This window comes from Christiangramia flava JLT2011 (genome assembly GCF_001951155.1).
Lineage (GTDB): Bacteria > Bacteroidota > Bacteroidia > Flavobacteriales > Flavobacteriaceae > Christiangramia > Christiangramia flava.
Genome location: NZ_CP016359.1, coordinates 1,749,402 through 1,774,975 on the forward strand (window position 1 = coordinate 1,749,402; position 25,574 = coordinate 1,774,975).

The following is a 25,574-nucleotide window of genomic DNA, read 5'->3' on the forward strand; positions in this document are numbered from 1 at the left end:
TGAGGTAATAAGAATTTGAACCCGTTGCTGCGAAGTAACGGGTTTTATATTTTGCGCTGGTTGATCCTTGTAAAGAATTGCTGGCGGTACGTGTCGCCAAGTGGCAGGGTTTGGTTGGCAACTGTGACCTCCTGCGAATCGGTTTTCGTGATCTTGGAAAGTGAAATGATGAAAGATTTGTGAATTTTGACGAATTCATCTTCCGGCAGGTTTTCCTCGAAATGTTTCAACGTATTATAGGTCACGACCTGCTCGTTTTCCAGGTGGATCACCACATAATTACGGATGCTCTCCAAATATTGGATCTCCCGGTAGGCAATCTTACGGAAGTTGTTCTTACCATCGGTCTTCACGAAAAAATAATCTTCAGAAATCGCTGGTCTTTCCGCAGTTTTTGATGACTGATTTTTTACTTTTTCAACAGCTTCCACGAACCTCGGAAAGGAAATTGGCTTTAGAAGATAATCGGTCGCATTGAGCTCGAAACCTTCCACAGCGAATTGAGAATAGGCCGTGGTGAAAATGATCCTGACATCTTTACTTACCAGTTTCGAAAGCTGGATGCCGGTGAGGTCTGGCATTTGTATATCCAGGAAGAGCACATCTGGCTGGTGTTGCTGTAAAAGGGCCAGCGCTTCGACCGGTTTGGTAGAGATGGCCACGCAATTCACCTCCGGCAACTGGTCTACATATTTTTCCAGTAGCCTGATGGCGTGCGGTTCGTCATCGATGATCATGCATTTCAGGCTCATAGAAAAGGTATTTTTAATTCGGTTTGAAAATGGTCATTTTCCTGGGAAATTTCCAGTTTGAAATTCTCGTGATAGATCAGTTCCAGTCTTTTTCTGATGTTTTTATAGCCAATTCCCTGTTCATCGTAGCTTACCTGCGTCCGGAAATAATTCGATGTGTGCATGTGAAGCTGGTCTTTTTCCGAAGTGATGGAAATGATCACCGGTTTTTTCGGCTCGCTCAGAATACCATGTTTGAAGGCGTTTTCCACGAAATGGATCAACATCAGCGATGGGATCTTTTCGCTGCCGATCTCCTTCGGAAAGTACACTTCAATATTCGCTTCGTGGTCAAACCTTCGCTGAAAAAGATCGATATAATTCTGGAGGAACTGGATCTCGTCCTTCAGCAACACCTCGTCATGCTCATTTTCATAGGTTACGTAACGCAGCATTTCAGATAACTTCAGAATATCGGCTCCCGCTTTTGGACTGGTATCATAGAGGTCTGAATACAGACTGTTCAGCGTATTGAACAAAAAATGCGGACTCAGTTGCGATTTCAGGCTTTGCAACTCGGCCTGTTTTTTCTCAATTTCCAGTTGCGCCAGTTGCTGATTGGTTTTCAGCATGCGTTTTACCAGGTAGAATGCAAAACTGAGGATCAGGATGCGCGTCGCGAAAAACGAATTATCGTACACGTAAAAAGTAAAGCGCCTGGAATTGCCAAAATAATTGTGATTCCCCGTGATCTCGAACAAGATCACTTCTTCCAACAGGTATCGCAGGCCGGCAAAGACCAGGATCAGGATCACAATACCCAGCGCGAGACTTTTATATTTTTTCTGCGGAATAGTGTGTGGCGCCAGAAAAAGATAATTAAGGTAAAAAACCAGGACCTGCACCGTGGTGAAGAACACCGCCTGCATCAGCCGCCAATCCAGCTCATAGCGCGATTCTCGAAACATGAACGCCGCAATTTTATCCATCGCGATGAACAGGATCCAGAAGATAATATGGTACCGTATTTCCTGTGCTCTGGTCATAGGCTTCAAAATAACAGTATTCCCGGCGATTTTCAGAGATCTTAGGTTGGAAATCCCGGTTTTCAGGACGAACACCGCAAACCGTACAACAAAATCCCTGTGGTTGCAGCAAAAGCCGAATATCCCAGGAACGCAGGGGGTCATCAGAACTTTTAAAATAACAGGATGCCTTTGTTTAATCTTGTTTTCAGAAAATCATTCATCATGAAAAAATTCATTGCATTATTGATCACATTACTGTTGCAACAGGCCATTTCCGCGCAGGATTCGGTTTCCGGAAGCATTTCTTCGGAAGGGGAAGTGGTGCCTTTCGCGACCATTTCGGTTTACGAAAGTGGTAATCCTGAAAATTTATTAGGCTATGCCTACAGTGACGAAAATGGGCTTTTTGAGATACTGCTGAAAAAAACTTCTGAAATTGCCATTCTGAAGGCAGAATCCATGGGTTTTGAAGATTACACCCAGGAGATCAGAAAGACCGAATTGCCGCTCAAAAACCTCAAAATTAACCTGCAAATTTCCAGTGACCAGCTGGATGAGGTAGAATTGGTGGCCGATGGTCGTAAAGCCGTCAAACTGGATGGCGATAAAATGATCTTTGATATCGAAAAGGCCGGTATTGCTGGCGCGGGGAACGGTTTACAGGTCATGCAGCAAATTCCCGGTATTTCACTGGACCAGAACCAGAATATCCAGTTTAGGGGAAGTAGCGGCGTGAAGATCCTGATCAATGGAAAAACTTCTTTTCTAAAGGGGGAAGCGCTTCGGGAATTCGTTTCCTCACTTACGGGTGAAGATATTGCAAAAGTGGAGATCATTGCCCAGCCATCTTCCCGTTATGAAGCTGAGGGTACCACCGGAATCATCAATATTGTACTGAAAAAAGGAAGAAAACCGGGAATTACGGGTCGTACTTACACCTCTTTTGGGTATGGGGGATTTTACAAATGGCGAAACGGCGCCAACCTGTATTATAGTGATTCGCTCTGGAATGTGAATGTAAGCGGATATTATAACGAAAGCGAATCGATCAACGACCGGAAGATCGAACAGGACATTTTCGATAAAAATTATAGTCAAAAAATCATTCAAACCAACCTTTGGCTGCCACGCAATTTTTCGCGTAGCCTGAGTTTGGGTGTCGAACGGTCACTGCCAAAAAACCAGTCCATCAGTACCAGCTGGCGATACAATTCGGGCACTGCGGCCGAGCAAACGAATGGGGAAACCCGGGAATTTCGCTCCGAAGAATTGTATAAAAAAGTTCTCCTGGATAAAAAAGCTGATATCCCTACGCGCACTGTGACGGGAAATGTTTTTTACCAAAATTCCTGGAACGAAGATCAGAGTCATTTGGAAGCACAGCTGAATTTCTCCAGATATGATGCTGAAAATTCCATTCTGTTGAAAAATTCTTATCCAGTAAACCCGGAAGGCCGCGAGATGCTGGTGCTAAGCACGCTCAACCAAACTGCGTACGATATTTATTCCGGGCAATTAGATTTTTCCACGCAGTTTTCAGAAAAAATGAGCCTTGAAACCGGCTGGAAATGGTCACAGGTGAGGACAGATTACCTGAACAATTACGAGGCTAATGACCCATCGCAGCTGCTGGTTGCTGAGGAATTGCTGGACAATCGTTTCCAGTACCACGAATCGCTGCTGGGCGCCTACGGGCAGTTGAGTTATGCAATCGAAAACTGGAATTTCCTGGCAGGACTTCGTGCAGAATACATCAGTTATGAAGGGGTTTCAAAAAATAGCGAGAATGGTGCTAAATACACCGCGTGGTTTCCGTCATTTTCAGCAAATTATGAAGCGGAAGAAGCTCAATACCAGTTTTCCTACAGTCGGAGAATTGGCCGCCCTGATTATAAAGACCTGAATCCGTTCTACGAATACCTGGATCCTTACACGCTACAACGTGGGAATACAAACCTGCAGCCACAGTTTTATCACAGTTTTCAGTTCAATTACAGCCATAATAATATGGTGACCAGTTTGTATGGCTATTTTTACAAAGACAAGATCACGCGGGTGATCGATTTTGACCGGGAAGACAATTTTACGAATTATTACCAGGCCAATGCTGCGCGTGGTCATAACCTCGGAATTTCCTTTTCCGCACCCTATAAGCCGTTTGGATGGTGGAAGATCCAGTTCGACGCAAGTGGTTACCATTCTTATGAAAAATCTGAAATTCCCGGATATACCTATGATCATGGTGGTTTTGGCTATGATCTGTCTATTTATCAGAATTTTGACCTGGAAAACGACTGGAAACTTAATTTCAATGCATTTTACAGCGGTGCTTCGGAAAGTGGGAATACCCGATTTTTTCCTGCTTATGATCTCGATCTCAATGTTCAGAAGCAATTCTGGAATAACCGGTTCAAGGCTGAATTCAGCGCCAGACAAATCCTCAAGCGTTCGCGATGGCATTCGATCATGGAACAGGATGATGTGCGTACCGACTGGCTGAATCAGTGGGAAACTCGGGTCTTTGCCCTCACCCTTACGTACAACTTCGGAAACCAGAAAACCAGAAATATCAAGGAAGCTTCGCTTTCCGAAGAAAAAAGCCGGATGTAGCTTAGTTAAATAACCTATAAATCGCTCAGGGGTTTTGGCGCACGCACGATTAATCTTTATTTTCGAAAATCTGAAAAATCAAGAATCACATGAGCGTATTTTCCGAAGAAAGAGCAAAAGAAGAGCATAGAAAACGCACCGAAGATTTCGATAAAAACGATATGGATACGGTGATCAATGAAGAGGAAAAGATCCTGGAAAAGTTTGAAAACAAGGGGAAACTGAAGCGTTATATGGATGATGCAAAGATCCTGTTTTCGCTGGTGAGGGATTATGCCAGCGGGAATTACCGCGAGATTCCTTTTAATATCGTGGCTGCTGTTGGCGCAGCCTTGCTGTATGTGTTATCGCCTATAGACCTGATCCCTGATTTTATCCCGGTATTGGGTTACCTGGACGACGCGGCTGTGATCGCTTTCTGCCTGAATTTAATTGAAAAAGACCTTGCAAAGTACAAGGCCTGGAAAACATTACGAATAAAGTCTTAATACCTAAAAGCGGTAGCCAATATTAAGGCCTGCATTGAACTCGATCGCAGAGAAGCGGTCTTTCACTTCTTCGGAAAAATTCCTTCCCAGGTTCACAAATGGCCCTATCACAAAGGTGTTGTTGAAATTCCATTCGTAACCTAGCCCCAGCCCAATCGCGAGGGAACTCATATCGGTAGTTTTGGTCACCGTACCACTGCTGCCGGTTAATAGAACCTCTTCTTCAAATTCTCCATTTCGTAGCTTTAAAAACGGATTCACATACAGGCCGGAGCCCGGAAGTTCTTCCCCAAAATAATAATTATAACCAATTTTGTAGCTGGTAGTATTGAAATTCCTGTCATCTCCTTCCGTTTTATAATTGAAACGGTCATTGATGAGGATCATGGCTTCTATAGACTGGTGATCATCGAAGAACCGCTCGTAGCCAAACTCTACGGAAGCGATAGCGATGGTGTTACCAATATTGAGCTTGATCTCATTGGCTTTTTCCTGTGCCTGGAGGAATTGAAGTGTGAGTGCCAGTAATAAAAAGGAGTATATTTTTTTCATAATTCGGAGTCTGAGTCGTGAAAGTACTAAAATTAGCGCATAAAAAAACCCGTCTTAGAAACGGGTTTTTCCAGGTTGCTGATTCTTAAATCATTCCGTTGGATTCTACCCATTTAAATTTATGGGCATCCTGAGGTACCGAGATACGCTCAGCGATCCTTGCCATTCTGTCTGGCAATTTCATCAGGTAATCCCTTGCTTTTTCGGCTTCATCTGTAAGAGAACGCATATTGTCGATCTCCCAGAAGGAATTCAGTTTCCGAAGAATGTCTATATAATCTTCCGTGGTATACACGCCCAGACGCTGAGCGGCGTTGGAGAAATTTTCAAAAGCTTCGGCAATGCCCTGGCCGCTTTCACGAATGAACTGTGCCGGCATTACAATTTTCTTCTTCATCATATCCTGGAAGGCTAACATCATCTCGCTGGGATCGATCTCGAAAATGGTTTTTACGAAATCGCGGTAGGCCATGTAGTGGCGCATCTCGTCACCGGCGATGATATTACACATTTTTCCAAGCATTTTATTTCCTTTTTTCTTGGCCAGCTGTCCCACGCGCTTGTGAGAGATATTGGTGGCCAGCTCCTGGAAACTGGTATAAACGAAGTTTCGGTAAGGGTCTCTTCCGGTTCCGATATCAAACCCGTCGTTGATCAGGTGCTGAGTGGTTTTCTCAATTTCTTTCATGTTCACTCTACCGGAAAGGTAAAGGTACTTGTTCAGCGTGTCGCCATGACGATTTTCCTCGCCGGTCCAGTGGCGTACCCATTTTGCCCACGCATTCTGTTCTCCACGCGATTTGCCGTGTTGTTCCACGCCTTCCATATCCATCAACCAGGATTCGTAGGTTGGAAGCGCTTCTTCCGTAACCATATCGGCTACCAGCACTACCCAGAAATCGTAACCAAGTTCCTTGGCTTCTTCTCTGATCTGGTGTACCACTTCAAAGCCATTGTCATCCTGTAAATTGGGAAGCAGATCGGTGGGTTGCCATATATCATCAACAGGTATCAGGTATTTGTCGATAAAACCCTGAACCTGTTTTTCGACAGTTTGCATTACCTCTAACCTTTTATTCTCTAATGCCATTCTGTATATTTTATTATTCCGGGGCTTACTTTTCTAATTTCCTGCAATAAGCATGCAGTTTTCCAAATTTCCAAAATTTTCCAAGACAAAGTCGGAATGAATTGAAATTCAAAGATATGAAGAAGTAGCGACAGGATTTACCAAATTTCAATTAATTTCTACCGCTTTCGCCCGGATAAAGCTCGTGAACCGGGTCACTCTGGTAGATTTCCTTGGTGTTTACATCGATCGCGGAAACGGGACCTTTGAAAGCCGCGCCGGTATCCACATTCCAGATATTCGCTTTATGAACCGGCGTGGTTTCGCCAATCCTGGTCACTGGAGTGTGCCCAATGAAGATTTCTTCAAAATGCTGAAGACGTTTTGGGTAGAACTGGTGATCTGGTTGCAGGTTTTCGTTCAGCGAAAGCGCCATTTCCCACAGGGTGCGATCCCAGTAAAAGCCGGTTTCATGGTATTCGAAATCGGGCCCGTGGAGATTGGTGAAACCTGCGTGCACGAACAGGCGTTCCTGATCGTCTTTATAATAATTGAACATTTCGCTGAAAAACTTCAGGTGTGCCTTAATCTCGTCTTCGGAAAAATTTCGGTAGGCATCGATACTGGACTGGCCGCCGTGTTCAAGCCATTTCTGGTTGAGCTCGCCGGTTTCCAGCCAGCGATGTGCCAGGTCGTCGTGGTTTCCGCGGATGAAAATACAGGAATTCTGTTTTGCCAGTTCGATGAGGTAGGTGACTGTATTGGCCGAATCGCTCCAGCCATCAACGTAATCTCCCAGGAAAATGAGCTGGTCCTCTGGTGTAAGATCTATTCGTTCCAGTAGTTGCACCAGGCCTCTCAGCCCGCCATGTATATCGCCAATTGCCAGTTTTCTTCCCATTTTAATTGTATTTTACTTTTCGTAAAATTCGCATACTCTCCTTATAGCTTTGATACACCTGTTGGTTATAGGCCTTAAGGTAGGGTTTGGCCACTTCGAGTTGGGTTAAAGCTTCTTTAAAATCGTTTAAATAAAGTATTAAATAGGTGGAAGGCAGGTTTTTCAGGTCCTTTTTCTGGCCTGCGGTTAATTCGTAGCCTTTTTTTAAGCGTTCCACCAGGGCTTTATTAGTATTGTAAATATGATGCAGCACTTTTTTATCGAATTGCGGTGGTTCAAAAAGCAACTGGCTGTCTATATCGTAATTGGCATTATCTTTAAAACTGATGGTGACCCGCTCCAGGGGGTAGTACTTGAACTGGTCCTGAAGCCCGAGATGCACATATTCCACAATTTCGAACTGCTCTGGCGTGACGTTAATGCTTACTTCATCCAGATCTGAATAGAACAGTTTCACCTGCTCGTTAATAAGTTCAATATCGACCCTTGAAAAATAGGTTTCCTCATGAGATTTCTTTTCCTTCCCGGCCCAGCAAACCACGAAATATTCCTTGAAAACCTGGTAGGCAGGATGATAGTCTCTTCGTTTTTTCATAAAATCGAAAACACCGTCCAGCGTATGCTCGATATTATTGTGCGAATTATTTTCAATCGAAGCAACCAAACCGGAATTCACGTCTTTGATCTCAATGTCGAAAACTTTCGGCATGCTGATGCTTCCGTCTCGCAGGAAAATAGAGCCGCCGTAATATTTCCAGATGTTTTTCCGCAGGGAACAGATCCTGCCGCGGTTTGGCCGGATGGTCACCAGTCCCACCACCAGATTATCAGGCAAGTGCGGGAAAGGAATATTTTCATATGAAATAAGTGGCGGATTGGTGAGATAAGCGTTCACCAGGTTCTGTATCTTGCTGTCGTCAAAAAAGTCGATTCCCACGATCGCGTTATCTTCATCTTCCACGCCTATCACGATATAGGAATTGTTTTCCGGGTTGCTGTTGGAGAGTGCACAGATATGCTTCAGGAATTTGGCTTTTCCTTCTTTTTCCCCAATGTTCAGCTGGCGTTTCTTGTCATAGAAGCTGTTCTCGTCGTTATGTGCGAGCAGGTTCTTAATAAGAAGACGCTTGTTGATCATGCCCTGAGATTTAGGCCTTTTTGTCTACGATCGTGCTGGTAGCCTGAGCGGTAGGAAGAACCACGAGATCAGCAATGTTCACATGGTAAGGTCGAGTGACCACAAAATGAATAATATCTGCAATATCTTCGGGTTTTAAGGCCTGGAAGCCCTGGTAAACCTTGTCGGCTTTATCACTATCACCTTTGAAGCGAACTTCGCTGAATTCGGTTTGAACGAGTCCGGGATTGACGGCTCCCACACGAATACCATTCCCGTTAAGGTCAATTCGCATTCCTTGATTGATCGCGTCTACCGCATGCTTACTGGCACAATACACATTACCTTTTGGGTAGACCTCTTTCCCGGCTGTAGAACCAATATTGATGATGTGGCCGCTTTGTTTTTCGATCATCTTCGGAATGACCGCCTTGCTAACGTACAGGAGGCCTTTCACGTTAATGTCCATCATCGCTTCCCAGTCTTCAATGCTACCTTCCTGGATGGGGTCCAGGCCATGAGCATTTCCGGCATTATTTACCAGGATATCGATGTTGCTGAATTCCGGAGGAAGCGAAGCGATCTCACTGAAAACGTCCTCACGATTCCTCACATCAAAATTGAGGATGTGTACCTCAGTTTCCACAGATAGTTCTTTTTTTAATTGTTCCAGTCGTTCCAGTCTTCTTCCGCAGAGGATCAGGCGAAAACCTTCCACTGCAAAGCGGATGGCGGTAGATTTACCAATCCCGCTGGTGGCACCGGTTATCAGGGCAGTTTTATTCATAGTCAGTTTTTTAGCTCTAAATTACTAAACAATATTGCTGAGCGATTGCTTTGCATATTAATACCTCGTTAAGGTCCGTTAAAATTCGTTAATAAATCTGGGAAGATGAAATTTTGCATGGTGATTGTCGTTTTTCGGGCAAACCAATAATTGCTACATATGAGAATTTTAAAAACTTTGAATGTAAAAACACTTTTACTTGCCGCTATGGTAGTCGTTGGCTTGACAAGTTGTGACAAAGAAGATGATGGGTCTGTAAATGGTGGAGGAACCGCCAACCTAACAGTTAGAATGACCGATGCTCCCGGAGATTATGATGCCGTATTGATCGATGTTCAGGATATCATGATCCATGTCGACGCTGAAGGCGATGCCGAACTGGAAGGTGATGATGATGGAGATGGCTGGATTAGCGTTGAGAATGTGAATACCGGGGTGTATGACCTTTTGGAACTAACCGGTGGAGTATCTGAACTACTGGCTGATACCGAAGTTCCTGCTGGATTTGTGAGCCAGATCAGGCTGGTCCTGGGAACCAATAACAGTATTGTAGTGGACGGGGAATCGAAGCCACTAAACACGCCTAGCGCGCAGCAGTCTGGTTTAAAACTTCAGTTAAACCAGGATTTTGAACCTGGTGAGAGCTATGCCTATATGCTGGATTTCGACGTAGATCAGTCGGTTGTGACTACCGGGAACGGTGGTTATAATTTGAAACCGGTAATTCGCGTGGCTGCCGAAATCAATTCAGGAACGGTAGTAGGATCTGTTTCTCCTGCCAATATCCAGAGCCTGGTAAAAATCAGCAACACGAACAATACAATTTCTGCTTATACTGATGCGGAAGGGCATTTTTCTTTGAACGGAGTACCTCCGGGAACGTATATGCTGACCATCACTCCAGATGTAGCTTCCGGACTTTCAGTTTATACTATTGAAACGGTTGAAGTGGAAGCTAATGAAACTACAGAACTGGAATTGATCGAACTGTAATTCAGAAATAAATATTTTGAAGGCGATGTGAGAGCATCGCCTTTTTTAGTTTTAACCAAAATTTAACAGGGCGTTACTCAATATTTTCGGACTTGCGACGCTAACAACTTGTGCGTATATTCACGTCCTAAAATCTGAAAATCATGATGGAAAACGATTCATCAGTTGATATTGCCAGTATTAACGAAAAAATTGAAAGAGAAAGTGCCTTTGTAGACCTTTTAACCAGAGAAATGAATAAAGTAATTGTTGGCCAGAAACACATGGTTGAGCGATTACTTATTGGTTTATTGGGTCAGGGCCATATTTTATTAGAAGGAGTACCGGGACTTGCGAAAACACTAGCCATTAATACCCTTTCGCAGGCAGTTCACGGAAGCTTTAGCAGGATACAGTTCACTCCAGACCTTTTGCCGGCAGATGTTGTTGGTACATTGATCTATAATATGAAAGTGAACGATTTCAGTATTAAGAAAGGGCCGATCTTCGCCAATTTCGTCCTTGCAGATGAGATCAACAGGGCGCCGGCAAAAGTTCAGTCGGCTTTACTGGAAGCGATGCAGGAGAAGCAGGTGACCATTGGTGATGAGACCTTTAAACTGGATAAGCCATTTCTTGTAATGGCTACTCAAAACCCGGTAGAACAGGAAGGAACCTATCCGTTGCCGGAAGCGCAGGTAGACCGTTTCATGCTGAAAACGGTTATCAAATATCCGCAGATGGCTGAAGAGCAACTAATCATTCGGGCAAATCTTAAAGGCGGTTTTGAAAAAGTAAATCCCGTTGTAGATCTGGAACAGATTCTTCGAGCACAACAGGCGGTTCGAGAGGTTTATATGGATGAAAAGATCGAAAAGTATATCCTCGATATCATCTTCGCGACCAGAAATCCTGAAAACTATAATTTGAAGGATATCGCGCCGCTTATCAGTTTTGGTGCATCACCTAGGGGTAGTATCAACCTGGCGATCGCTTCTAAATGTTATGCGTTTATTAAACGTCGTGGCTATGTGGTGCCGGAAGATGTTCGTGCCGTTGTTCATGATGTATTACGTCACAGAATAGGTATCACTTACGAGGCTGAGGCTGAAAATATTACTTCTGAAGATCTGGTTAACAAGATCGTCAATGAAATTGAAGTACCATAGCAATTGACAATTATCAATTAACAGTGGTGATCCTCTAGATCGATCATTGCTAATTGTTCATTGAACCACATGGATACAAAAGAGCTTCTCAAGAAAGTACGGAAAATTGAAATTAAAACCCGCAGGCTGAGCGATCACGTCTTCGGCGGGGAATATCATTCTACTTTTAAGGGAAGAGGGATGACCTTTAGCGAGGTGCGTCAGTACCAGTTTGGTGATGACGTGAGAAGTATCGACTGGAATGTGACTGCGCGTTATAATGAGCCTTTTGTAAAAGTTTTTGAAGAAGAAAGGGAACTTACCATGATGTTGCTGGTAGATGTTTCAGCTTCAGAAATGTTCGGTACGCAGGAGCAGTTCAAGAAAGATGTGATTACTGAAATTGCTGCCACGCTGGCCTTTTCAGCTACGCAGAACAATGATAAGATCGGGCTGATGCTGTTTACAGACCAGATCGAACTCTATATTCCGCCGAAGAAAGGAAGATTGCACGTGCTCCGAATCATTCGCGAACTGCTGGAATTCAAACCGGCGGGTAAAAAGACGGATATCGCCAATGCGCTAAAATACCTTTCGAATGTCATGAAAAAGAAAGCGATCGTTTTCGTGCTTTCAGATTTCCTGGCAGACGATTACCGGCATACTTTAAAAATTGCGGCTAACAGGCACGATGTAACCGGTATCAGGGTGTATGATGAAGGAGAGGAAAGTATCCCGAATCTGGGACTGGTACAAATGTATGATGAAGAAACCGGAAGATACGTAACGGTGAACACCGGGTCAAAATCGGTTAGAAATGCCTATGCAGAGTATTACCGTGAGCGGCTGGATTATTTTCAGCAGAGTTTTTCTCAAAGCGGAGCCGGAGTAATTAGTAATAGAACCGACGAGAGTTACGTGAAAAAATTGCTCGGATATTTTAAAAGGAGAGCCTAAAAGCATGAAAATCTTAAATAAAAACAGAAGACCGCTAACCACTATCTCAGCCTACCTGGGATTTCTGTTTTTTATAGCCATTCTTTTCTGTGGGAACTCGGCAATTGCACAAAGCGTTCAAGCCAGTATCGATTCCTCGAGTATCAAGATCGGGGAACAGATCACCTACCAGATCAATGTGCAAAGCGATCCAGATGCGATGGTCGTTTTTCCGGAAGGAGAAACTTTTTCGCCACTGGAACTGGTAGAATCGCCCGAGCCAGATACTATTAAAGATCAAAACGGCTATCGTTTACTGAAGGAGTATTTCCTCACACAGTTCGATTCCGGCCAGTATGTGATCCCACGACAGGAAGTCTTGATTCGCGATCAGAAATTTTATACTGATTCGATTTCGGTGGAAGTGCGGGATGTCGTGGTAGATACCACCAAACAAAAACTCTATCCTATCAAACCTTCCGTTGAGGTTTCCGGTGGGCTTCAAATCCCAGACTGGGTCTGGTGGTTGCTGGCCATTGCTTTGGTAGCCGCCGTGGTGGGCTGGCTCATCATCCGCGGAAGAAAGAAAAGAAACGAAGAAAAAGAACTGCCGCCTTACGAACAGGCAATGGCAGAACTGCACCAGCTCGACGAATCTAATTTGCTGGAAAAAAGAAATATTAAAGAATATTACTCGCAATTGAGTTTTTCTGCCAGGAAATTCCTGGATCGCAAGATCTATGATCGAGGCCTGGAAAGTACTACCGGGGAACTGATCAGGTACCTGGAAGCTGAAAAAGACAGCGGACATTTAAATCTTTCAGAAAAAACCATTGAGGATTTCAGGATCATTTTGGAACGAGCCGACCTGGCGAAATTTGCCAATAATAAGCCGGATGTGATCACCGCAAAAGAAGATCGCAGCCGTACACAGCAGATTATCGAGGGGCTTCGTGAATCGGTTCCTGAGCCTACCGAAGAAGAATTGCTTCAGGATGAGGCCTACCAGAGTGAACTGGAGCGCAAACGCAAACGCAGAAGGATCATTTTTGGAGTTCTGGCCGTGATCATGATCCTGGGAATAGGCATTACCACTCTCATCGTGACTAAAGGATTTACCTATGTCAAAGATACTTACCTCGGGCATCCTACCAAGGAGTTGCTGGAAGGTGACTGGATTCGCAGTGAATACGGAAATCCTTCCGTAGCCATTACCACCCCGCGAGTTCTGAAAAGGGGTGAGATGAATTTGCCAGACGAGGCGAAGAGCAACATGCTGGGAGCTGAAACTTTCAGTTACGGAAGTCTGCTCAGCAACTTCTATGTCACCGTAAACACCATACAGTTCAAAGGGGAAGTGAAATTTGACATGAAAAAGGCGATAGACGGAATTTACAGCGTACTGGAACAACAGGGTGCCACGAATATCGTCATGAAACAGGAAGATTTCACTACTGTTGGCGGGGCAAAAGGAATGAAGGTCTTCGGAACGCTGGATGCTAAAAATCCGGTTACCGGGCAGTCTATCCCGAATGAATACGCTATTCTGAATTTTGCCGAGCAGGGCGGTTTTGAACAGGTTATCGTGGTGTTCAATGCAGATGACCAATACGCCCGGGAACTTTCAGAGCGCATCATCAATTCAGTGGAATTAAATACTAATCAGGAAGAATAATGTTTGCCAACTTCAATTTTGAAAATCCGGGTTTCTTTTGGCTGTTTTTACTGCTGCCAATCGCCATTGCCTGGTATATCTGGAAGCGAAACCGGCAAACGGCAGAACTAAAGATTTCCAGCACGAAGGGTTTTCGTGCGAAAAGCAGCCTTCTGGCCAGATTACGCCCGGTACTTTTTGTGCTTCGGCTACTGGTATTGGCACTTATCATCACCGCACTGGCCAGGCCCAGAACGGTTGATGTTTCCACAAAGACCAGCAGTACCAAGGGTATAGATATCGTGATGGCAATAGATGTTTCTGCCAGTATGCTGGCGAGGGACCTGGAACCAAACAGGCTGGACGCTACCAAAAGTGTGGCGGAAGAATTTGTAAAAGGAAGGCCTGGTGACCGGATTGGCCTGGTGGTCTATGCCGGAGAGAGTTTTACCAAAACGCCTATCACCAGTGATAAGGCTATTGTGCTGAAGGCTTTGGAGGATATTGAGTATACCAATGTGCTGCAAAGCGGAACGGCGATTGGTTCGGGACTTGCCACTTCCGTAAACCGGTTGAAAGACAGTAAAGCCGATAGTAAGGTCATAATTTTATTAACCGATGGAGTGAACAATTCCGGATTTATTGACCCCAATACCGCGAGCGAACTGGCCGTGGAATTTGGAATTAAAGTCTATACCATTGGTGTGGGAAGCAACGGAATGGCACTTTCTCCCATCGGGATGACTGGAAATGGCCGGCTCCAGTTCGGGAATGTGCCGGTAGAGATTGACGAAGCTTTGCTGAAGCAGATATCTGATGCCACTGGCGGGCAGTATTTCCGTGCTACCGATAATGAGAAACTCGAGGAAATCTATTCCCAGATCGACCAGCTCGAGAAAACAGATATCGAAGAATTTCGTTATTATAATTATGATGAAAAGTTCAGGCCGCTGGTATTGTTAGCCGGTGCGTTGCTGCTTTTTGAGATCCTGTTGCGTTATACGTTATTCAGAAGTTTTATATAGATGGTGGTTTTAGAAGAAAAAATATGGTTCTGGTTGTTGCTCGTCATCCCTGCGATTCTGCTGCTCTACTTTGCATTTCTCTTCTGGCAGCGGAGAACCCGCAAGAAATTTGCGAGCAGCCAGATGTTGCGCTACCTCGCACCGAACCGGTCTTCCTTTAAAGCGGCTTTGAAACTGAGTATATTATTACTGGCCATTGCCAGTTTGATTATGGCCCTGGTGAACCCGAAAATGGGAACCAAGATGAAAACAGTGAAGCGGGAGGGTCTGGATATTGTGTTCGCGATCGATGTTTCCAAAAGTATGGATGCGGAAGATATTGCTCCGTCCAGGCTGGAAAAATCCAAACAGCTGGTGAGTCAGATTCTGAATAGTCTGGCCAGTGACCGAATTGGGATCATTGCCTACGCCGGCGGTGCCTTTCCGCAGTTGCCTATTACTACTGATTATTCCGCAGCCAGAATGTTCCTGCAATCGCTCAATACCGATATGATCTCTTCGCAGGGAACGGCGATCAGCGATGCCATTGAGCTTTCCACGACTTATTTTGATGACGAGCAGCAGACGAACCGGGTGCTTTTTATCATCAGTGACGGGGAAGATCATGAGGGGAATGTAGACGATATTACCAAAGAGGCCGCTAAAAAAGGGATTCGTATTTTTACCATTGGGGTGGGAACCGAAAAAGGAGGTCCAATCCCGATCAAACGAAATGGCATCGTTCAGAATTATAAAAAAGACATGCAGGGCGAAACGGTGATTACCAAGCTGAACCCCGGAACCCTGGAGGAGATTGCAAAAGCCGCCAATGGAGAGTATATTGACGGTCGCGTGACAGCCGATGTGGTGGAAAAAGTCCAGGAAGAATTGGAGAATATCGAAAAAAGCGAATTTGAAGCCAAGCAGTTTGCCGACTATGAATCTCATTTTCAATGGTTCCTGGGACTGGCTTTGGCACTATTATTTCTTGATATATTCATCCTGCAACGGGCGACATCCTGGTTGCAAAAACTGAATCTGTTCAACGAAAACAAGAAGGAGAAGCATGAAGAAGCAGCTTAAAATAGGGGTTTTGACATTTATACTATCGGTGTTTTCGGTTCATGCACAGCAGGAAAATCCGAAGAAGCTGAAAAAGGAATCTGATCGTTATATTTACGAGGCTCAGGAAGCGCTTTCAGAAAATGATTATGCTTCCGCAGAAGCTGAGTACCGCAAGGCGATCGCCAAAGACCCTTCGAATACGGTCGCAAAATACAATATGGGAAACCTGTATTATGGCAAAGAGAACACGGTTTCTGCGGAAAACAGGCTGAAACAGGCGGCAAAAATAGCCGAGAGCAAAAGTGAAAAGCACCAGATCTATCACAATCTTGGAAATTCCTATATGCAGAAAAAGGATTATTCCAGCGCGGTAGAAGCATATAAAAACGCACTTAGGAACGATCCTTCAGATGATGAGACCCGTTATAATCTGGCGTTAGCGAAGCAGAAAGAGGAAGAAGAACAAAAGAACGGGCAGGGCCAGGATCAGGATAAAGATCAGAATAAGGATCAGCAAAACGATGGCGGCGGCGGAGATCAGGACCAACAGGATCAGGATCAAAACAAAGACCAGAACGAAGGCGAAGGCGGTGATCAAAACAAGGATCAGCAGCTAAAAGATGAAGGAGAAAACAACAAGGATAAAAAAGAAGGCGACCAGAATAAAGACCAGCAGAACGAACAGGGCGAGCAGCCTAAGGATCAGCAGGGCGACGGGGATAAAAAGCAGCAACAGCAGCCAAAGGCCGCTCAGGGACAGCTTTCTCCACAGCAGATCAAGAGTTTACTGGAAGCCATGAATAATGAAGAGAAAAAAGTTCAGGATAAGATCAATGCTGAAAAGGCAAAAGGAGTGAAGGTCAGAACCGAAAAAGACTGGTAACGAAAAATTTTATCCTACGAATAGACCGAAGATCAGAACAATACGATGAAAATAAAGTTTTTAATTTTAAGTTTTTTACTGTTTGCAAGCGGTTTGCTTCAGGCGCAGGTGCGTTTCGAGGCAAAAGTGAGCAGGGATCAACTGGGAATTAACGAACGCCTGCGGGTAGACTTTGAAATGAATGATGACGGGGACAATTTCAGGCCACCATCTTTTGAAGGATTTACCGTGGTAGGCGGCCCGAACCAGAAGGTAAGCCAGAGTTTTCTGAATGGAAAAATGTCTTTTTCCAAAACCTATAGCTTTTATCTTCAGCCTAAGGAGCGTGGGAAACTGGAAATTGGCCAGGCCGAAGTAGAGATCGAAAACAAGATCTATAAAACCTCTCCTATTGCCGTGAACGTTGGCGCGGCTGTAGACAAGCCTACTGATGGCGATAATTCTGAAATGATTGCGGACAGTAACCTGCATCTGGTGGCTGAGGTTTCCAAATCGAATCCCTACCTGAACGAAGCGATTACCGTGGTTTATAAGCTCTATGTGAGTCCGCGGATTAGTGTGAGCAACTGGCGGGAACTGGACAGCCCGAAATATGCCGATTTCTGGAGCCAGAATATCGATCAGAAAATGCGAGTTCAGGATGGCGAATACATGGGAGAACCTTATCGTTACGTCATTCTTCGAAAGACTATTTTATATCCGCAGAAAACGGGAGAATTGAATATTGAACCACTGGCGCTTTCTGTAGCGGTAGATGTTCCAAGCAATCGGCGGGACATTTTCGGAAGCAGGATCTACAAGACCGTGAACCAGACGGTGGCGGCAGATAATAAGAAAATCAACGTTAAGGCCCTCCCAGACGGGAAACCCGCAAACTTCACAGGAGCTGTTGGAGATTTCGATTTCAATGTGGAATTGTCGAGGAATACTCTGAATGCCGGGGAAAGTTTGCAGGCCACCGTGGAGGTGAAAGGAAACGGAAATCTGAAATTGTTTGATCTTCCGGAACTTACCGCACCGCCATCCCTGGAAATGTATTCACCGGAAAGAAAAGAGAATGTGACCACGAATCTGGGTGGGATGCAGGGAAGTATTTCAGAAGATTATACGGTAGTGCCCACGAAAAAAGGCAAATATCCCATCCCGGCATTGTCGTTCTCGTGGTTCGATCCGCAGACAGGAACGTACAAAACAAAGACTTCGGAAGAATTGCTGCTGAATGTGGAAAACGGGCCTGTAGCGGCAAATTCTAGTAGCGGGATCAGCAACCCGAACAAACAGGCAGTGGCTATCAACGATTCACAATTCCGTTTCATCAAGCTGAAGACCCGTTTAAAGCCACTTGAAAATAGCCAGTTTCTGGGATCGGCAGGTTTCTGGAGCGCACTGGTGCTTCCGCTGGCACTAATTCCGCTATTTATTTTCTTCGGAAAAAAACGAGAAGAGCGGGCCAGGGATGTAAAAGGGAACAGGATTCGTAAAGCCGATAAGCTCGCGCGAAAGTACCTTTCCGAAGCTAAAAGGAATCTGGGCGACCAAAAGGAATTTTACCTCGCACTGGAACGTTCGCTTCACAATTACCTGAAGGCTAAACTTCGCATCCAGACAAGTGATATGAGCAAGGACCGTATCGAAGCGATCCTACAGGAACGCGGGGTGGAGCACAGCACTATTCAGGAATTCCTATCGCTGCTCTCCAGTTGTGAATTTGCGAGGTATACGCCGGCATCGTCTGATGCGATGAAACAGGATTATGAGAAAGCAGCTCAGGTTATTTCAACTCTGGATAAACAATTGTAAGATGAGAAACTGGATCACCGTCATAGCGATTTTTGTGAGTTTGCTGGGGTATTCTCAAAACGAGGAACTCTTCGAAAAAGGAAATTCTGCATACCAGGAGGGAAATTATGAAAGCGCCATCCAGCAATACGAGAAAGTACTGGACAATGGAGAGACTTCAGCAGAGTTGTATTACAACCTGGCCAACGCACATTACAAGCTCAACCATATAGCGCCGAGTATTTTTTATTTTGAGAAGGCTTTACAGCTGGATCCTGCAGATAAGGATATTCAGAATAACATAGAGTTCGCCCGGAATATGGCCATAGATGATATTGAAAACGTGGAAGATCGCGGGCTGTCTCAAAGCCTTCAAAACCTGATTGCTACTTTTTCCAGCGGGGCCTGGGCGGGAATTGCTATTTTCTTCTCCGTTCTGTTCGTTGTGCTGTTTCTGCTTTATTACTATTCCCGAAGACCACTTGTAAAACGCCTATTCCTGGGGGTTGCTGCATTAAGTATGGTTTTCTGTATCGCGGCCGTAGTCTTTGGATTTCAGCAGCGTGCATTTGTGGAAGATAACCAGTATGCGATCATTTTCAGTGAAGAAGCCGATGTTCGTGATGAGCCAAATTTGAGAGGAGACGCCAGTTTTCAGTTGCATGAAGGCACCAAGGCGAAGATTCTGGAAGATTACCAGGAATGGACCAGGATCGAACTGGCTAATGGAGCTCAGGGCTGGACGAATTCTACTAATTTAAGAAGGCTATAATTTCAAAATTCTCACGCTTTTAACAAAAGAACCCTTATATTTTAAATTATATATTTAAAAATGCTATTTTTGGCGGGTGAAGAAGTTAGCTTACATACTTTCTTTTATTTTCATCAGCTTTCTCGTGGCGCCTAGTATCATTACTATAGTCAACGACCAGGCTGATATTTCTGTGGCTTTCAATATGGATGAAGAAGAAAATTCTTCCAAGAATCAGGTAGACCTGGAGTTTCACTTTGCAGAGATCCGTAAGAATGAAGAAAGCATCCTTTTTCACCAGAAGCATGATGATGAGTTTCACTACAAGGAGCGGAATTATCTTGTGATTCTGAATGTACTTTCCCCTCCGCCCAAAGCGGCCTAATTTTCGTTTTACAGAACAACCCGATTTTTTAACGTATCCCATTTCCAGGGTGTCGTCGTCATTTATTTTACACCATACAGGTTGCTGCCTGTCCTAACCAGTATATTATGTTCAAACATCTCAATAAAGATTTTCCGGCGAGTATCGTCGTGTTTTTTGTAGCAATCCCTTTATGTCTGGGTATTGCCCTTGCCAGTGGCGCCCCTTTGTTTTCCGGGTTGATTGCCGGTATCATTGGTGGTATTGTTGTAGGTTCTTTAAGTGGCTCCAGTCTTGGAGTGAGTGGTCCTGCTGCCGGGCTGGCGGCCATCGTTCTGGCAGCCATTACGGATATGGGTTATGAAAACCTGTTGCTGGCGGTGGTTATAGGTGGTGCTATCCAGATCGTCTTTGGATTATTGAAGGCAGGGATCATAGGCTACTATTTCCCATCTTCGGTGATCAAAGGAATGTTAACGGGTATTGGGATTATCATTATTCTCAAGCAAATTCCGCATTTCTTCGGATACGATGATGATCCACTTGGAGACTGGGCATTTTTCCAGGTTGACGGTGAAAATACCTTTTCAGAAATATTGAATATGGTTAACGGCATTAGCCCCGGCGCCACTACGATCGCTATTATTAGTATGGCTATCCTGATCTTATGGGAAGCAGTTCTGACCAAAAAAGCAAAGATCTTTCGATTGATCCAGGGACCATTGGTAGCGGTGGCTATCGGGATCATTTTTTACCTGATGACCAGGGGTTCGGAAACTTTTGGAATCATGAAAGATCACCTGGTAGCCGTACCGGTTCCAGACAGCTTTGACTCCTTTATTGGCCAGTTCACTTTGCCTTCCTTTGAAATGATCGGGACCATGGATATGTGGATAACCGGTTTTACCATCGCACTGGTAGCGAGCCTGGAAACCTTGTTATGTGTGGAAGCGACAGATAAGCTTGACCCGCATAAAAGGACCACTCCTACCAACAGGGAACTTTTCGCCCAGGGAACCGGGAACGTGCTTTCCGGGATGATCGGCGGTCTGCCTATAACACAGGTAATCGTACGAAGTTCAGCCAATATCCAGTCTGGAGGGCAAACCAAACTTTCAGCGATCATGCATGGTTTTCTCTTGCTGATTTCGATCATCATTATTCCAAATATTCTGAATTACATCCCGCTTTCGGTCCTGGCGGCAATCCTGTTCATTGTAGGATATAAACTGGCAAAACCGGCACTGTTCATTGAGATGTTCCGAAAAGGGTGGAAACAATGGATTCCGTTTGTGGTTACCGTAGTGGGAATTGTTTTCGGTGACCTTCTGATCGGTATCAGTTTAGGCCTGGTCGTGGGAATTTGCGTAATTCTAATCAAATCATACCAAAACTCTTATTTCCTGCATATCGAGAACCCAAATAGCGGCAGCAAAACCGTTAAAATGACCCTGGCGGAAGAAGTGACATTTATCAACAAAGGAGCGATCATCAAAGAGTTGAACAACCTTGATAAAGATTCGTTTCTTATTATGGATGTTACTAAAACGAAATACCTGGACAACGATATTATTGAAATTCTGGATGATTTTAAAATTAAGGCAGCGGAAAAAAATATCGATATTCAGATCATTTCGGAACGTGGAACCGTTAAAAATCCTGAGAGTTACTATGATTTCTTTCAGCAGAAAAAAAAGACTGCTTAACTTTAAATCAAAATTAAAAACATAGCCTTATGATTAGTGATATTATCGACCAGGAAAAACAGTCAGAATTAACTCCGCAGGCAGTGCTGGAGGATTTGATGGAAGGCAATAAGCGTTTCGTCGAAAATCGTATGCACAGTCGTGATTATGCGTCGCAAATCAATAAAACTAGTGGCGGGCAGTGGCCCCAAGCGGTCATTCTTGGCTGTATTGATTCCCGTGTTCCCGTGGAAACTGTTTTTGATCAGGGTGTAGGAGACGTTTTTGCTGCTCGTGTTGCTGGAAATTTTGAAAATACAGATATTCTCGGAAGTATGGAATACTCTTGCAAAGTGGCGGGTAGTAAATTGGTGATGGTGCTAGGACACGAGGCCTGCGGTGCTGTTAAATCGGCTTGCGATCATGTGGAATTGGGAAATATTACCCATTTGCTTTCCAACATTCAACCTGCCGTGGAAGCAACAGAAACTTCTGGTGAAAGAAACTCTCAGAATGCAGATTTTGTCGCCGGAGTAGTGCAAAAAAATGTGGAATTGACCCTGGTGAGAATTCGAGAAAAAAGTCCTATTCTGAAAGAGATGGAAGAGAACGGTGAAATCAAGATCGTTGGAGCTGTGTACTCTATCAGCACCGGAAAGGTAACAGTTCTGTAAATATAATTTGTTGAATATAGCACATGAAAAGGATCCGGATAGTGACTTTGTCACTGTTCGGATCTTTGAATTTTAGCTCCGCTCTTCGGGTTTTTCCAGCAGGTCCTTTTCTTTTACCTGTTTAATGATAGACGGAAGAATGACCGGGGCAATCGACTCTACCGGTTCGTACAAAACCGAATCCTCCAGCGTTTCAGCTTCCACAATTTCCACGTGCTCATTCGTAGCTCTGAAGAACATGATAATCACACTGGCTACGAAAGCAGATTTCAGAAACCCAAAAACTGCCCCCAGTAATTTATTTACCAGTCCCAGCATAGCCAGGCTGGCCACTTTGGTCAGAGCTTTGCCGGCAAGGGACACCAGGAAAACGATCAGGATAAAGGTGAGCGCAAAAGCAATAAGGTTGAGGTATTCCGGTTTCCAGTCAAAAAGATCAGACAGCAACGTACCTACATACTGGGAAAAATGCACTGCGCCATAGATCCCGGCGACAATTCCCACGAGCGAAGCCAGTTCTACCAGGAAACCTCTGAAAAAACCTCTAACCAGTCCGTAAAGCAGGACCAGGCTAAGAATGATGTCTACGGAATTCATAAAATCAAATATAACAATAAATTGATTCCAGATGCTATATTTGCAATATGGCAAGAGATGAACAATTGAAACACCGGTGGGATGAAGTACAGAAGAAACTTTCTCACCAATTTGCAGACGGAGAACTGATGGAGCTGGATGCCATTATTTACCTGATCGGGGTCCAGGAGCTCGGGCAATTACACCGCCGCTATAAAAAAGACCACAAATTAGATTTGATGCATATAGCCATTTGTACTCTTCTGGAGCCGTATGGGTACTATGAATTTGAATTCTATGATGACGATGGCTGGCCGCATTTTAAAACCAAGGAGCAGTTACCGAACCTGAAATCAGGAGAACAATCAGTTTTGATGAAGGAGGCCATCGTGAACTACTTCCTTCAAAAAGAATACATTTCTTAAATGGATTTTGGGCATTTTCTGGTGTCATTTCCGCAGGATAGCGGGCCCATCTATCAGGAAACCCTGCAGGGGAGACTGCCGGTAGAACCTTTTAATACCTACAGCAACATCCTGTTCCTGCTAATTATCATCTATTTTTCGGTTAAAGTCTACCCGCAGGCACGAAAACAGGCCTTTCTAGCCTGGTGTTTGCCCATTCTTTTCCTGGGTTACGTGGGGGGTACCGTTTATCATGCCACTCGGAGCCATGACTTCTGGATGTACCTGGACTGGTTGCCTATTATCATTCTCTGTTTCGCCGTGAGCGTCTATTTTATAGCGAAGTTGCGAACCAGCGGGCAGCGACGGGCGCTGCTTATCGGGATCGTCCTGCTGCTGGTCGTGGGGAACAGGATGTTGCCCTGGCCGGTATCGCTTCAAACTTCCGCAGGCTATATTGGTACAGCTTTAGGTTTGCTGCTACCGCTCTTTGTCTATATGTACACGGAACATATGCGACACTGGAACATGGTTGCGCTGGCCGTTTTTTGTTTCTGTCTGGCCATCAGTTTCCGGATCATGGATCGCTTTGTTTATATTCTTCCCATGGGCAGTCACTGGCTCTGGCATTGCTTCGGCGCGCTTTCCGTTTTCTTTATGATGAACTATATTTTTCTGGACCGGGAAAGGGAAATTCGGCAGAAACAGATCAACGCTGAATTGCATTGATAAAGCCTCTGTATCGGTTGAAATTTTATTAAATTTGCGCTTCTGAAAGAAAAGCCATGATAGACGAGATTAAAGGGCATATCGCTGAGGTTGAAAATTTTAATGCTGAAAATGCGGAAGCAATTGAACAATTCCGTATCAAATACCTGGGCAAAAAGGGAATTTTAAATGACTTTTTTGCGGAATTCAAGAATGTTCCAAACGAGCAGAAAAAAGAATTCGGCCAAGTATTGAATGAACTCAAAACAGCAGCCCAGGCTCGTGTTCATGCGCTGAAGGAAGAATTAGACAGGAACCAGGACGAAAAAGGAGTTTATGGAGATCTTTCCAGGCCTTCAGAACCTATTGAAATTGGGTCGAGACATCCTATTTCGATCGTGAAGAACCAGATCATCGAGATCTTTTCCAATATTGGTTTCAATGTTTCCGAAGGACCAGAAATGGAGGATGACTGGCATAATTTTACTGCGCTGAACCTTCCGGAATACCATCCGGCAAGAGACATGCAGGATACTTTTTTCATCCAGACGAACCCAGATATTCTCCTGAGAACGCACACATCATCCGTGCAGGTACGCTATATGGAAGAAAATAAGCCGCCTATCAGGACGATTTCCCCGGGAAGGGTTTTCCGTAACGAGGCGATTTCTGCCCGTTCTCACTGTATTTTCCATCAGGTTGAAGGTTTATATATAGATAAAGATGTGTCTTTTGCAGACCTGAAACAAACCCTGTTGTATTTTACCAAGCAACTCTTCGGAAAGTCCAAGATCAGGCTACGACCCTCTTACTTCCCATTTACCGAACCAAGTGCCGAAGTAGATATCTATTGGGGTCTTGAAACAGAAACCGATTACCGAATTACGAAAGGTACTGGCTGGCTGGAGATCATGGGTTGCGGAATGGTAGACCCGAACGTGCTGCGCAATTGCAATATCGATCCTACCGAATACTCTGGTTTTGCTTTTGGGATGGGAATCGAACGTATCGCCATGTTGTTGTATCAAATTGGTGACATTCGCATGTTCTATGAGAATGACCTGCGTTTCCTGGAACAATTCAAATCTGCCCTGTAATGAAAGAAAAAGGAATTTTGGTGTTGGGACTGGCTGTTTTGGCGCTTATCGCCTACGCGGTTTTCGTGATCGCGGTAATCAAATTGGTAGTGGGAGCGATCATCCTGCTCATTACGGTCCCCGTTTTATGGTTCCTATGGAAAAAAGTTAAGAAAAAAGCCGAAGATAAGTTTTGAAGAAAGATATTTCGATCCCTGAAGTAGCTGATGTTTACGTGGCTGCGGTCCAGGAATATAATGAAGATTTCCGCACAGACGACTGGAATGTATACCTGATAAATGACAGCAACCAAGAGCTGGAAATGGTGCTCATCGTCTCCAAAGGTTTTGATAAGAAAACGGAAACTTCAGTCATGCGCCATAAAATGCAGCTGCTTCCCGCTAAATCTTTTGCTAAAATTGAATTTCTTCAGGAGGATGTTCTGAAACTGAATAACGAATTCCGGGTAAGTTATTTTCAGAATTCGCAGATGTTCGATAAAAAATTCCTGTTTAAGAAAGGAAGCATTCGCAAAAATGCTGAAAAGAAACTGCCTGTCATCCCCAATAAAGGCATACTCGCAAAATAAAACCCCGGCCGTTGGGCCAGGGT

General features: G+C 44.5%; 26 protein-coding genes and 1 pseudogene. 19 read left to right on the top strand and 8 right to left on the bottom strand.

Translation table 11 applies throughout. The features are described from left to right. Window positions 1–44: 44 nt before the first annotated feature. Entirely contained in the window at window positions 45–752 is a 708-nt protein-coding gene (locus GRFL_RS07510; RefSeq protein ID WP_083644027.1) for a LytR/AlgR family response regulator transcription factor, read from the bottom strand. Next, the gene (locus GRFL_RS07515) at window positions 749–1,921 is read right to left on the bottom strand and encodes a sensor histidine kinase (RefSeq protein ID WP_083644028.1); all 1,173 of its coding nucleotides are present in this window, start codon (window positions 1,919–1,921) and stop codon (window positions 749–751) included. Before GRFL_RS07515 ends, GRFL_RS07510 begins: the two co-directional genes overlap by 4 nt. Before the next feature lie 60 nt (window positions 1,922–1,981). Between GRFL_RS07515 and GRFL_RS07520 the strand changes: the two genes are divergently transcribed. Together GRFL_RS07520 and GRFL_RS18385 are read left to right on the top strand one after the other, a co-directional pair. Beyond that, complete coding sequence (locus tag GRFL_RS07520) at window positions 1,982–4,369, top strand: TonB-dependent receptor (protein ID WP_158091596.1); 2,388 nt, start codon at window positions 1,982–1,984, stop codon at window positions 4,367–4,369. 308 nt (window positions 4,370–4,677) lie between these two features. Beyond that, window positions 4,678–4,782, top strand: a pseudogene (locus GRFL_RS18385) (YkvA family protein); the annotation flags it as partial. 78 nt (window positions 4,783–4,860) lie between these two features. On the opposite strand, the gene GRFL_RS07530 reads toward GRFL_RS18385, so the two are convergent. The 5 genes from GRFL_RS07530 to GRFL_RS07550 all read right to left on the bottom strand — a co-directional run bounded on the left by GRFL_RS07530 (window position 4,861) and on the right by GRFL_RS07550 (window position 9,283). Further along, on the bottom strand, window positions 4,861–5,409 hold the full coding sequence (locus tag GRFL_RS07530; RefSeq protein ID WP_083644031.1) for an autotransporter outer membrane beta-barrel domain-containing protein: 549 nt from the start codon (window positions 5,407–5,409) through the stop codon (window positions 4,861–4,863). 85 nt (window positions 5,410–5,494) lie between these two features. Then, window positions 5,495–6,499 carry an acyl-ACP desaturase gene (locus tag GRFL_RS07535; protein ID WP_083644032.1) on the bottom strand — a complete coding sequence of 335 codons (1,005 nt, stop codon included), beginning with the start codon at window positions 6,497–6,499 and terminating at the stop codon, window positions 5,495–5,497. A 151-nt stretch (window positions 6,500–6,650) separates the two neighbouring features. Continuing rightward, window positions 6,651–7,379, bottom strand: a complete 729-nt coding sequence (locus GRFL_RS07540; protein ID WP_083644033.1) for a metallophosphoesterase family protein — start codon at window positions 7,377–7,379, stop codon at window positions 6,651–6,653. A 1-nt stretch (window position 7,380) separates the two neighbouring features. Then, window positions 7,381–8,517 (bottom strand): ATP-binding protein, encoded by a 1,137-nt coding sequence (locus GRFL_RS07545; protein WP_083644034.1) that lies wholly within the window; start codon window positions 8,515–8,517, stop codon window positions 7,381–7,383. 10 nt (window positions 8,518–8,527) lie between these two features. Then, entirely contained in the window at window positions 8,528–9,283 is a 756-nt protein-coding gene (locus GRFL_RS07550; RefSeq protein WP_083644035.1) for an SDR family NAD(P)-dependent oxidoreductase, read from the bottom strand. Between the two features lie 159 nt (window positions 9,284–9,442). Here GRFL_RS07550 and GRFL_RS07555 point away from each other — a divergent pair, with 159 nt between their 5' ends. The 12 genes from GRFL_RS07555 to GRFL_RS07610 all read left to right on the top strand — a co-directional run bounded on the left by GRFL_RS07555 (window position 9,443) and on the right by GRFL_RS07610 (window position 22,198). Further along, window positions 9,443–10,276 (top strand): DUF4382 domain-containing protein, encoded by an 834-nt coding sequence (locus GRFL_RS07555; protein WP_083644036.1) that lies wholly within the window; start codon window positions 9,443–9,445, stop codon window positions 10,274–10,276. A gap of 143 nt (window positions 10,277–10,419) precedes the next feature. After that, window positions 10,420–11,424: an AAA family ATPase gene (locus tag GRFL_RS07560; RefSeq protein ID WP_083644037.1), complete on the top strand. Its 1,005-nt coding sequence runs from the start codon at window positions 10,420–10,422 to the stop codon at window positions 11,422–11,424. Window positions 11,425–11,493: 69 nt separating this feature from the next. Next, complete coding sequence (locus GRFL_RS07565; RefSeq protein ID WP_083644038.1) at window positions 11,494–12,360, top strand: DUF58 domain-containing protein; 867 nt, start codon at window positions 11,494–11,496, stop codon at window positions 12,358–12,360. Between the two features lie 4 nt (window positions 12,361–12,364). Beyond that, the gene (locus GRFL_RS07570) at window positions 12,365–14,014 is read left to right on the top strand and encodes a DUF4381 domain-containing protein (protein WP_083644040.1); all 1,650 of its coding nucleotides are present in this window, start codon (window positions 12,365–12,367) and stop codon (window positions 14,012–14,014) included. After that, a complete protein-coding gene (locus GRFL_RS07575) occupies window positions 14,014–15,018 on the top strand; it encodes a vWA domain-containing protein (RefSeq protein WP_083644041.1) in 1,005 nt (334 codons plus the stop codon). The genes GRFL_RS07570 and GRFL_RS07575 overlap by 1 nt, the downstream gene beginning before the upstream one ends. Beyond that, window positions 15,019–16,080: a vWA domain-containing protein gene (locus tag GRFL_RS07580; RefSeq protein ID WP_083644042.1), complete on the top strand. Its 1,062-nt coding sequence runs from the start codon at window positions 15,019–15,021 to the stop codon at window positions 16,078–16,080. After that, window positions 16,064–16,945: a tetratricopeptide repeat protein gene (locus GRFL_RS07585; RefSeq protein WP_083644043.1), complete on the top strand. Its 882-nt coding sequence runs from the start codon at window positions 16,064–16,066 to the stop codon at window positions 16,943–16,945. Before GRFL_RS07580 ends, GRFL_RS07585 begins: the two co-directional genes overlap by 17 nt. A 45-nt stretch (window positions 16,946–16,990) precedes the next feature. After that, window positions 16,991–18,745: a BatD family protein gene (locus GRFL_RS07590; protein ID WP_083644044.1), complete on the top strand. Its 1,755-nt coding sequence runs from the start codon at window positions 16,991–16,993 to the stop codon at window positions 18,743–18,745. Between the two features lies 1 nt (window position 18,746). Beyond that, window positions 18,747–19,496, top strand: a complete 750-nt coding sequence (locus GRFL_RS07595; RefSeq protein WP_083644045.1) for a tetratricopeptide repeat protein — start codon at window positions 18,747–18,749, stop codon at window positions 19,494–19,496. A 76-nt stretch (window positions 19,497–19,572) separates the two neighbouring features. Next, window positions 19,573–19,860, top strand: a complete 288-nt coding sequence (locus tag GRFL_RS07600) for a hypothetical protein (RefSeq protein WP_083644046.1) — start codon at window positions 19,573–19,575, stop codon at window positions 19,858–19,860. Between the two features lie 107 nt (window positions 19,861–19,967). Further along, on the top strand, window positions 19,968–21,545 hold the full coding sequence (locus GRFL_RS07605) for a SulP family inorganic anion transporter (protein ID WP_083644047.1): 1,578 nt from the start codon (window positions 19,968–19,970) through the stop codon (window positions 21,543–21,545). A gap of 29 nt (window positions 21,546–21,574) precedes the next feature. Further along, window positions 21,575–22,198 carry a carbonic anhydrase family protein gene (locus GRFL_RS07610; RefSeq protein WP_083644048.1) on the top strand — a complete coding sequence of 208 codons (624 nt, stop codon included), beginning with the start codon at window positions 21,575–21,577 and terminating at the stop codon, window positions 22,196–22,198. 72 nt (window positions 22,199–22,270) lie between these two features. On the opposite strand, the gene GRFL_RS07615 is transcribed toward GRFL_RS07610, so the two are convergent. After that, window positions 22,271–22,795: a CvpA family protein gene (locus GRFL_RS07615; RefSeq protein WP_083644049.1), complete on the bottom strand. Its 525-nt coding sequence runs from the start codon at window positions 22,793–22,795 to the stop codon at window positions 22,271–22,273. 47 nt (window positions 22,796–22,842) lie between these two features. Here GRFL_RS07615 and GRFL_RS07620 point away from each other — a divergent pair, with 47 nt between their 5' ends. From GRFL_RS07620 to GRFL_RS07635, 5 genes are read left to right on the top strand one after another with little or no spacing between them, the layout of a single operon-like run. Next, entirely contained in the window at window positions 22,843–23,199 is a 357-nt protein-coding gene (locus GRFL_RS07620; RefSeq protein ID WP_083644050.1) for a hypothetical protein, read from the top strand. Beyond that, window positions 23,200–23,907: a hypothetical protein gene (locus GRFL_RS07625; RefSeq protein WP_083644051.1), complete on the top strand. Its 708-nt coding sequence runs from the start codon at window positions 23,200–23,202 to the stop codon at window positions 23,905–23,907. Window positions 23,908–23,963: 56 nt separating this feature from the next. Then, window positions 23,964–24,983, top strand: a complete 1,020-nt coding sequence (gene pheS, locus GRFL_RS07630; protein WP_083644052.1) for a phenylalanine--tRNA ligase subunit alpha — start codon at window positions 23,964–23,966, stop codon at window positions 24,981–24,983. Further along, the gene (locus GRFL_RS18015) at window positions 24,983–25,159 is read left to right on the top strand and encodes a hypothetical protein (RefSeq protein WP_157492997.1); all 177 of its coding nucleotides are present in this window, start codon (window positions 24,983–24,985) and stop codon (window positions 25,157–25,159) included. The genes pheS and GRFL_RS18015 overlap by 1 nt, the downstream gene beginning before the upstream one ends. Then, on the top strand, window positions 25,156–25,551 hold the full coding sequence (locus tag GRFL_RS07635) for a hypothetical protein (RefSeq protein WP_083644053.1): 396 nt from the start codon (window positions 25,156–25,158) through the stop codon (window positions 25,549–25,551). Before GRFL_RS18015 ends, GRFL_RS07635 begins: the two co-directional genes overlap by 4 nt. Window positions 25,552–25,574 lie beyond the last annotated feature (23 nt).

Coding starts and splice junctions, on each gene's coding strand:
- GRFL_RS07580 (WP_083644042.1), top strand. CDS start 15,019: ATGGTGGTTTTAGAAGAAAAAATATGGTTCTGGTTGTTGCTCGTCATC.
- pheS (WP_083644052.1), top strand. CDS start 23,964: ATGATAGACGAGATTAAAGGGCATATCGCTGAGGTTGAAAATTTTAAT.
- GRFL_RS07540 (WP_083644033.1), bottom strand. CDS start 7,379: ATGGGAAGAAAACTGGCAATTGGCGATATACATGGCGGGCTGAGAGGC.
- GRFL_RS07620 (WP_083644050.1), top strand. CDS start 22,843: ATGGCAAGAGATGAACAATTGAAACACCGGTGGGATGAAGTACAGAAG.
- GRFL_RS07560 (WP_083644037.1), top strand. CDS start 10,420: ATGATGGAAAACGATTCATCAGTTGATATTGCCAGTATTAACGAAAAA.
- GRFL_RS07595 (WP_083644045.1), top strand. CDS start 18,747: ATGAGAAACTGGATCACCGTCATAGCGATTTTTGTGAGTTTGCTGGGG.
- GRFL_RS07565 (WP_083644038.1), top strand. CDS start 11,494: ATGGATACAAAAGAGCTTCTCAAGAAAGTACGGAAAATTGAAATTAAA.
- GRFL_RS07610 (WP_083644048.1), top strand. CDS start 21,575: ATGATTAGTGATATTATCGACCAGGAAAAACAGTCAGAATTAACTCCG.
- GRFL_RS07520 (WP_158091596.1), top strand. CDS start 1,982: ATGAAAAAATTCATTGCATTATTGATCACATTACTGTTGCAACAGGCC.
- GRFL_RS07605 (WP_083644047.1), top strand. CDS start 19,968: ATGTTCAAACATCTCAATAAAGATTTTCCGGCGAGTATCGTCGTGTTT.
- GRFL_RS07515 (WP_083644028.1), bottom strand. CDS start 1,921: ATGACCCCCTGCGTTCCTGGGATATTCGGCTTTTGCTGCAACCACAGG.
- GRFL_RS07625 (WP_083644051.1), top strand. CDS start 23,200: ATGGATTTTGGGCATTTTCTGGTGTCATTTCCGCAGGATAGCGGGCCC.
- GRFL_RS07570 (WP_083644040.1), top strand. CDS start 12,365: ATGAAAATCTTAAATAAAAACAGAAGACCGCTAACCACTATCTCAGCC.
- GRFL_RS07535 (WP_083644032.1), bottom strand. CDS start 6,499: ATGGCATTAGAGAATAAAAGGTTAGAGGTAATGCAAACTGTCGAAAAA.
- GRFL_RS07510 (WP_083644027.1), bottom strand. CDS start 752: ATGAGCCTGAAATGCATGATCATCGATGACGAACCGCACGCCATCAGG.
- GRFL_RS07575 (WP_083644041.1), top strand. CDS start 14,014: ATGTTTGCCAACTTCAATTTTGAAAATCCGGGTTTCTTTTGGCTGTTT.
- GRFL_RS07615 (WP_083644049.1), bottom strand. CDS start 22,795: ATGAATTCCGTAGACATCATTCTTAGCCTGGTCCTGCTTTACGGACTG.
- GRFL_RS07550 (WP_083644035.1), bottom strand. CDS start 9,283: ATGAATAAAACTGCCCTGATAACCGGTGCCACCAGCGGGATTGGTAAA.
- GRFL_RS07585 (WP_083644043.1), top strand. CDS start 16,064: ATGAAGAAGCAGCTTAAAATAGGGGTTTTGACATTTATACTATCGGTG.
- GRFL_RS07530 (WP_083644031.1), bottom strand. CDS start 5,409: ATGAAAAAAATATACTCCTTTTTATTACTGGCACTCACACTTCAATTC.
- GRFL_RS07545 (WP_083644034.1), bottom strand. CDS start 8,517: ATGATCAACAAGCGTCTTCTTATTAAGAACCTGCTCGCACATAACGAC.
- GRFL_RS07590 (WP_083644044.1), top strand. CDS start 16,991: ATGAAAATAAAGTTTTTAATTTTAAGTTTTTTACTGTTTGCAAGCGGT.
- GRFL_RS18015 (WP_157492997.1), top strand. CDS start 24,983: ATGAAAGAAAAAGGAATTTTGGTGTTGGGACTGGCTGTTTTGGCGCTT.
- GRFL_RS07555 (WP_083644036.1), top strand. CDS start 9,443: ATGAGAATTTTAAAAACTTTGAATGTAAAAACACTTTTACTTGCCGCT.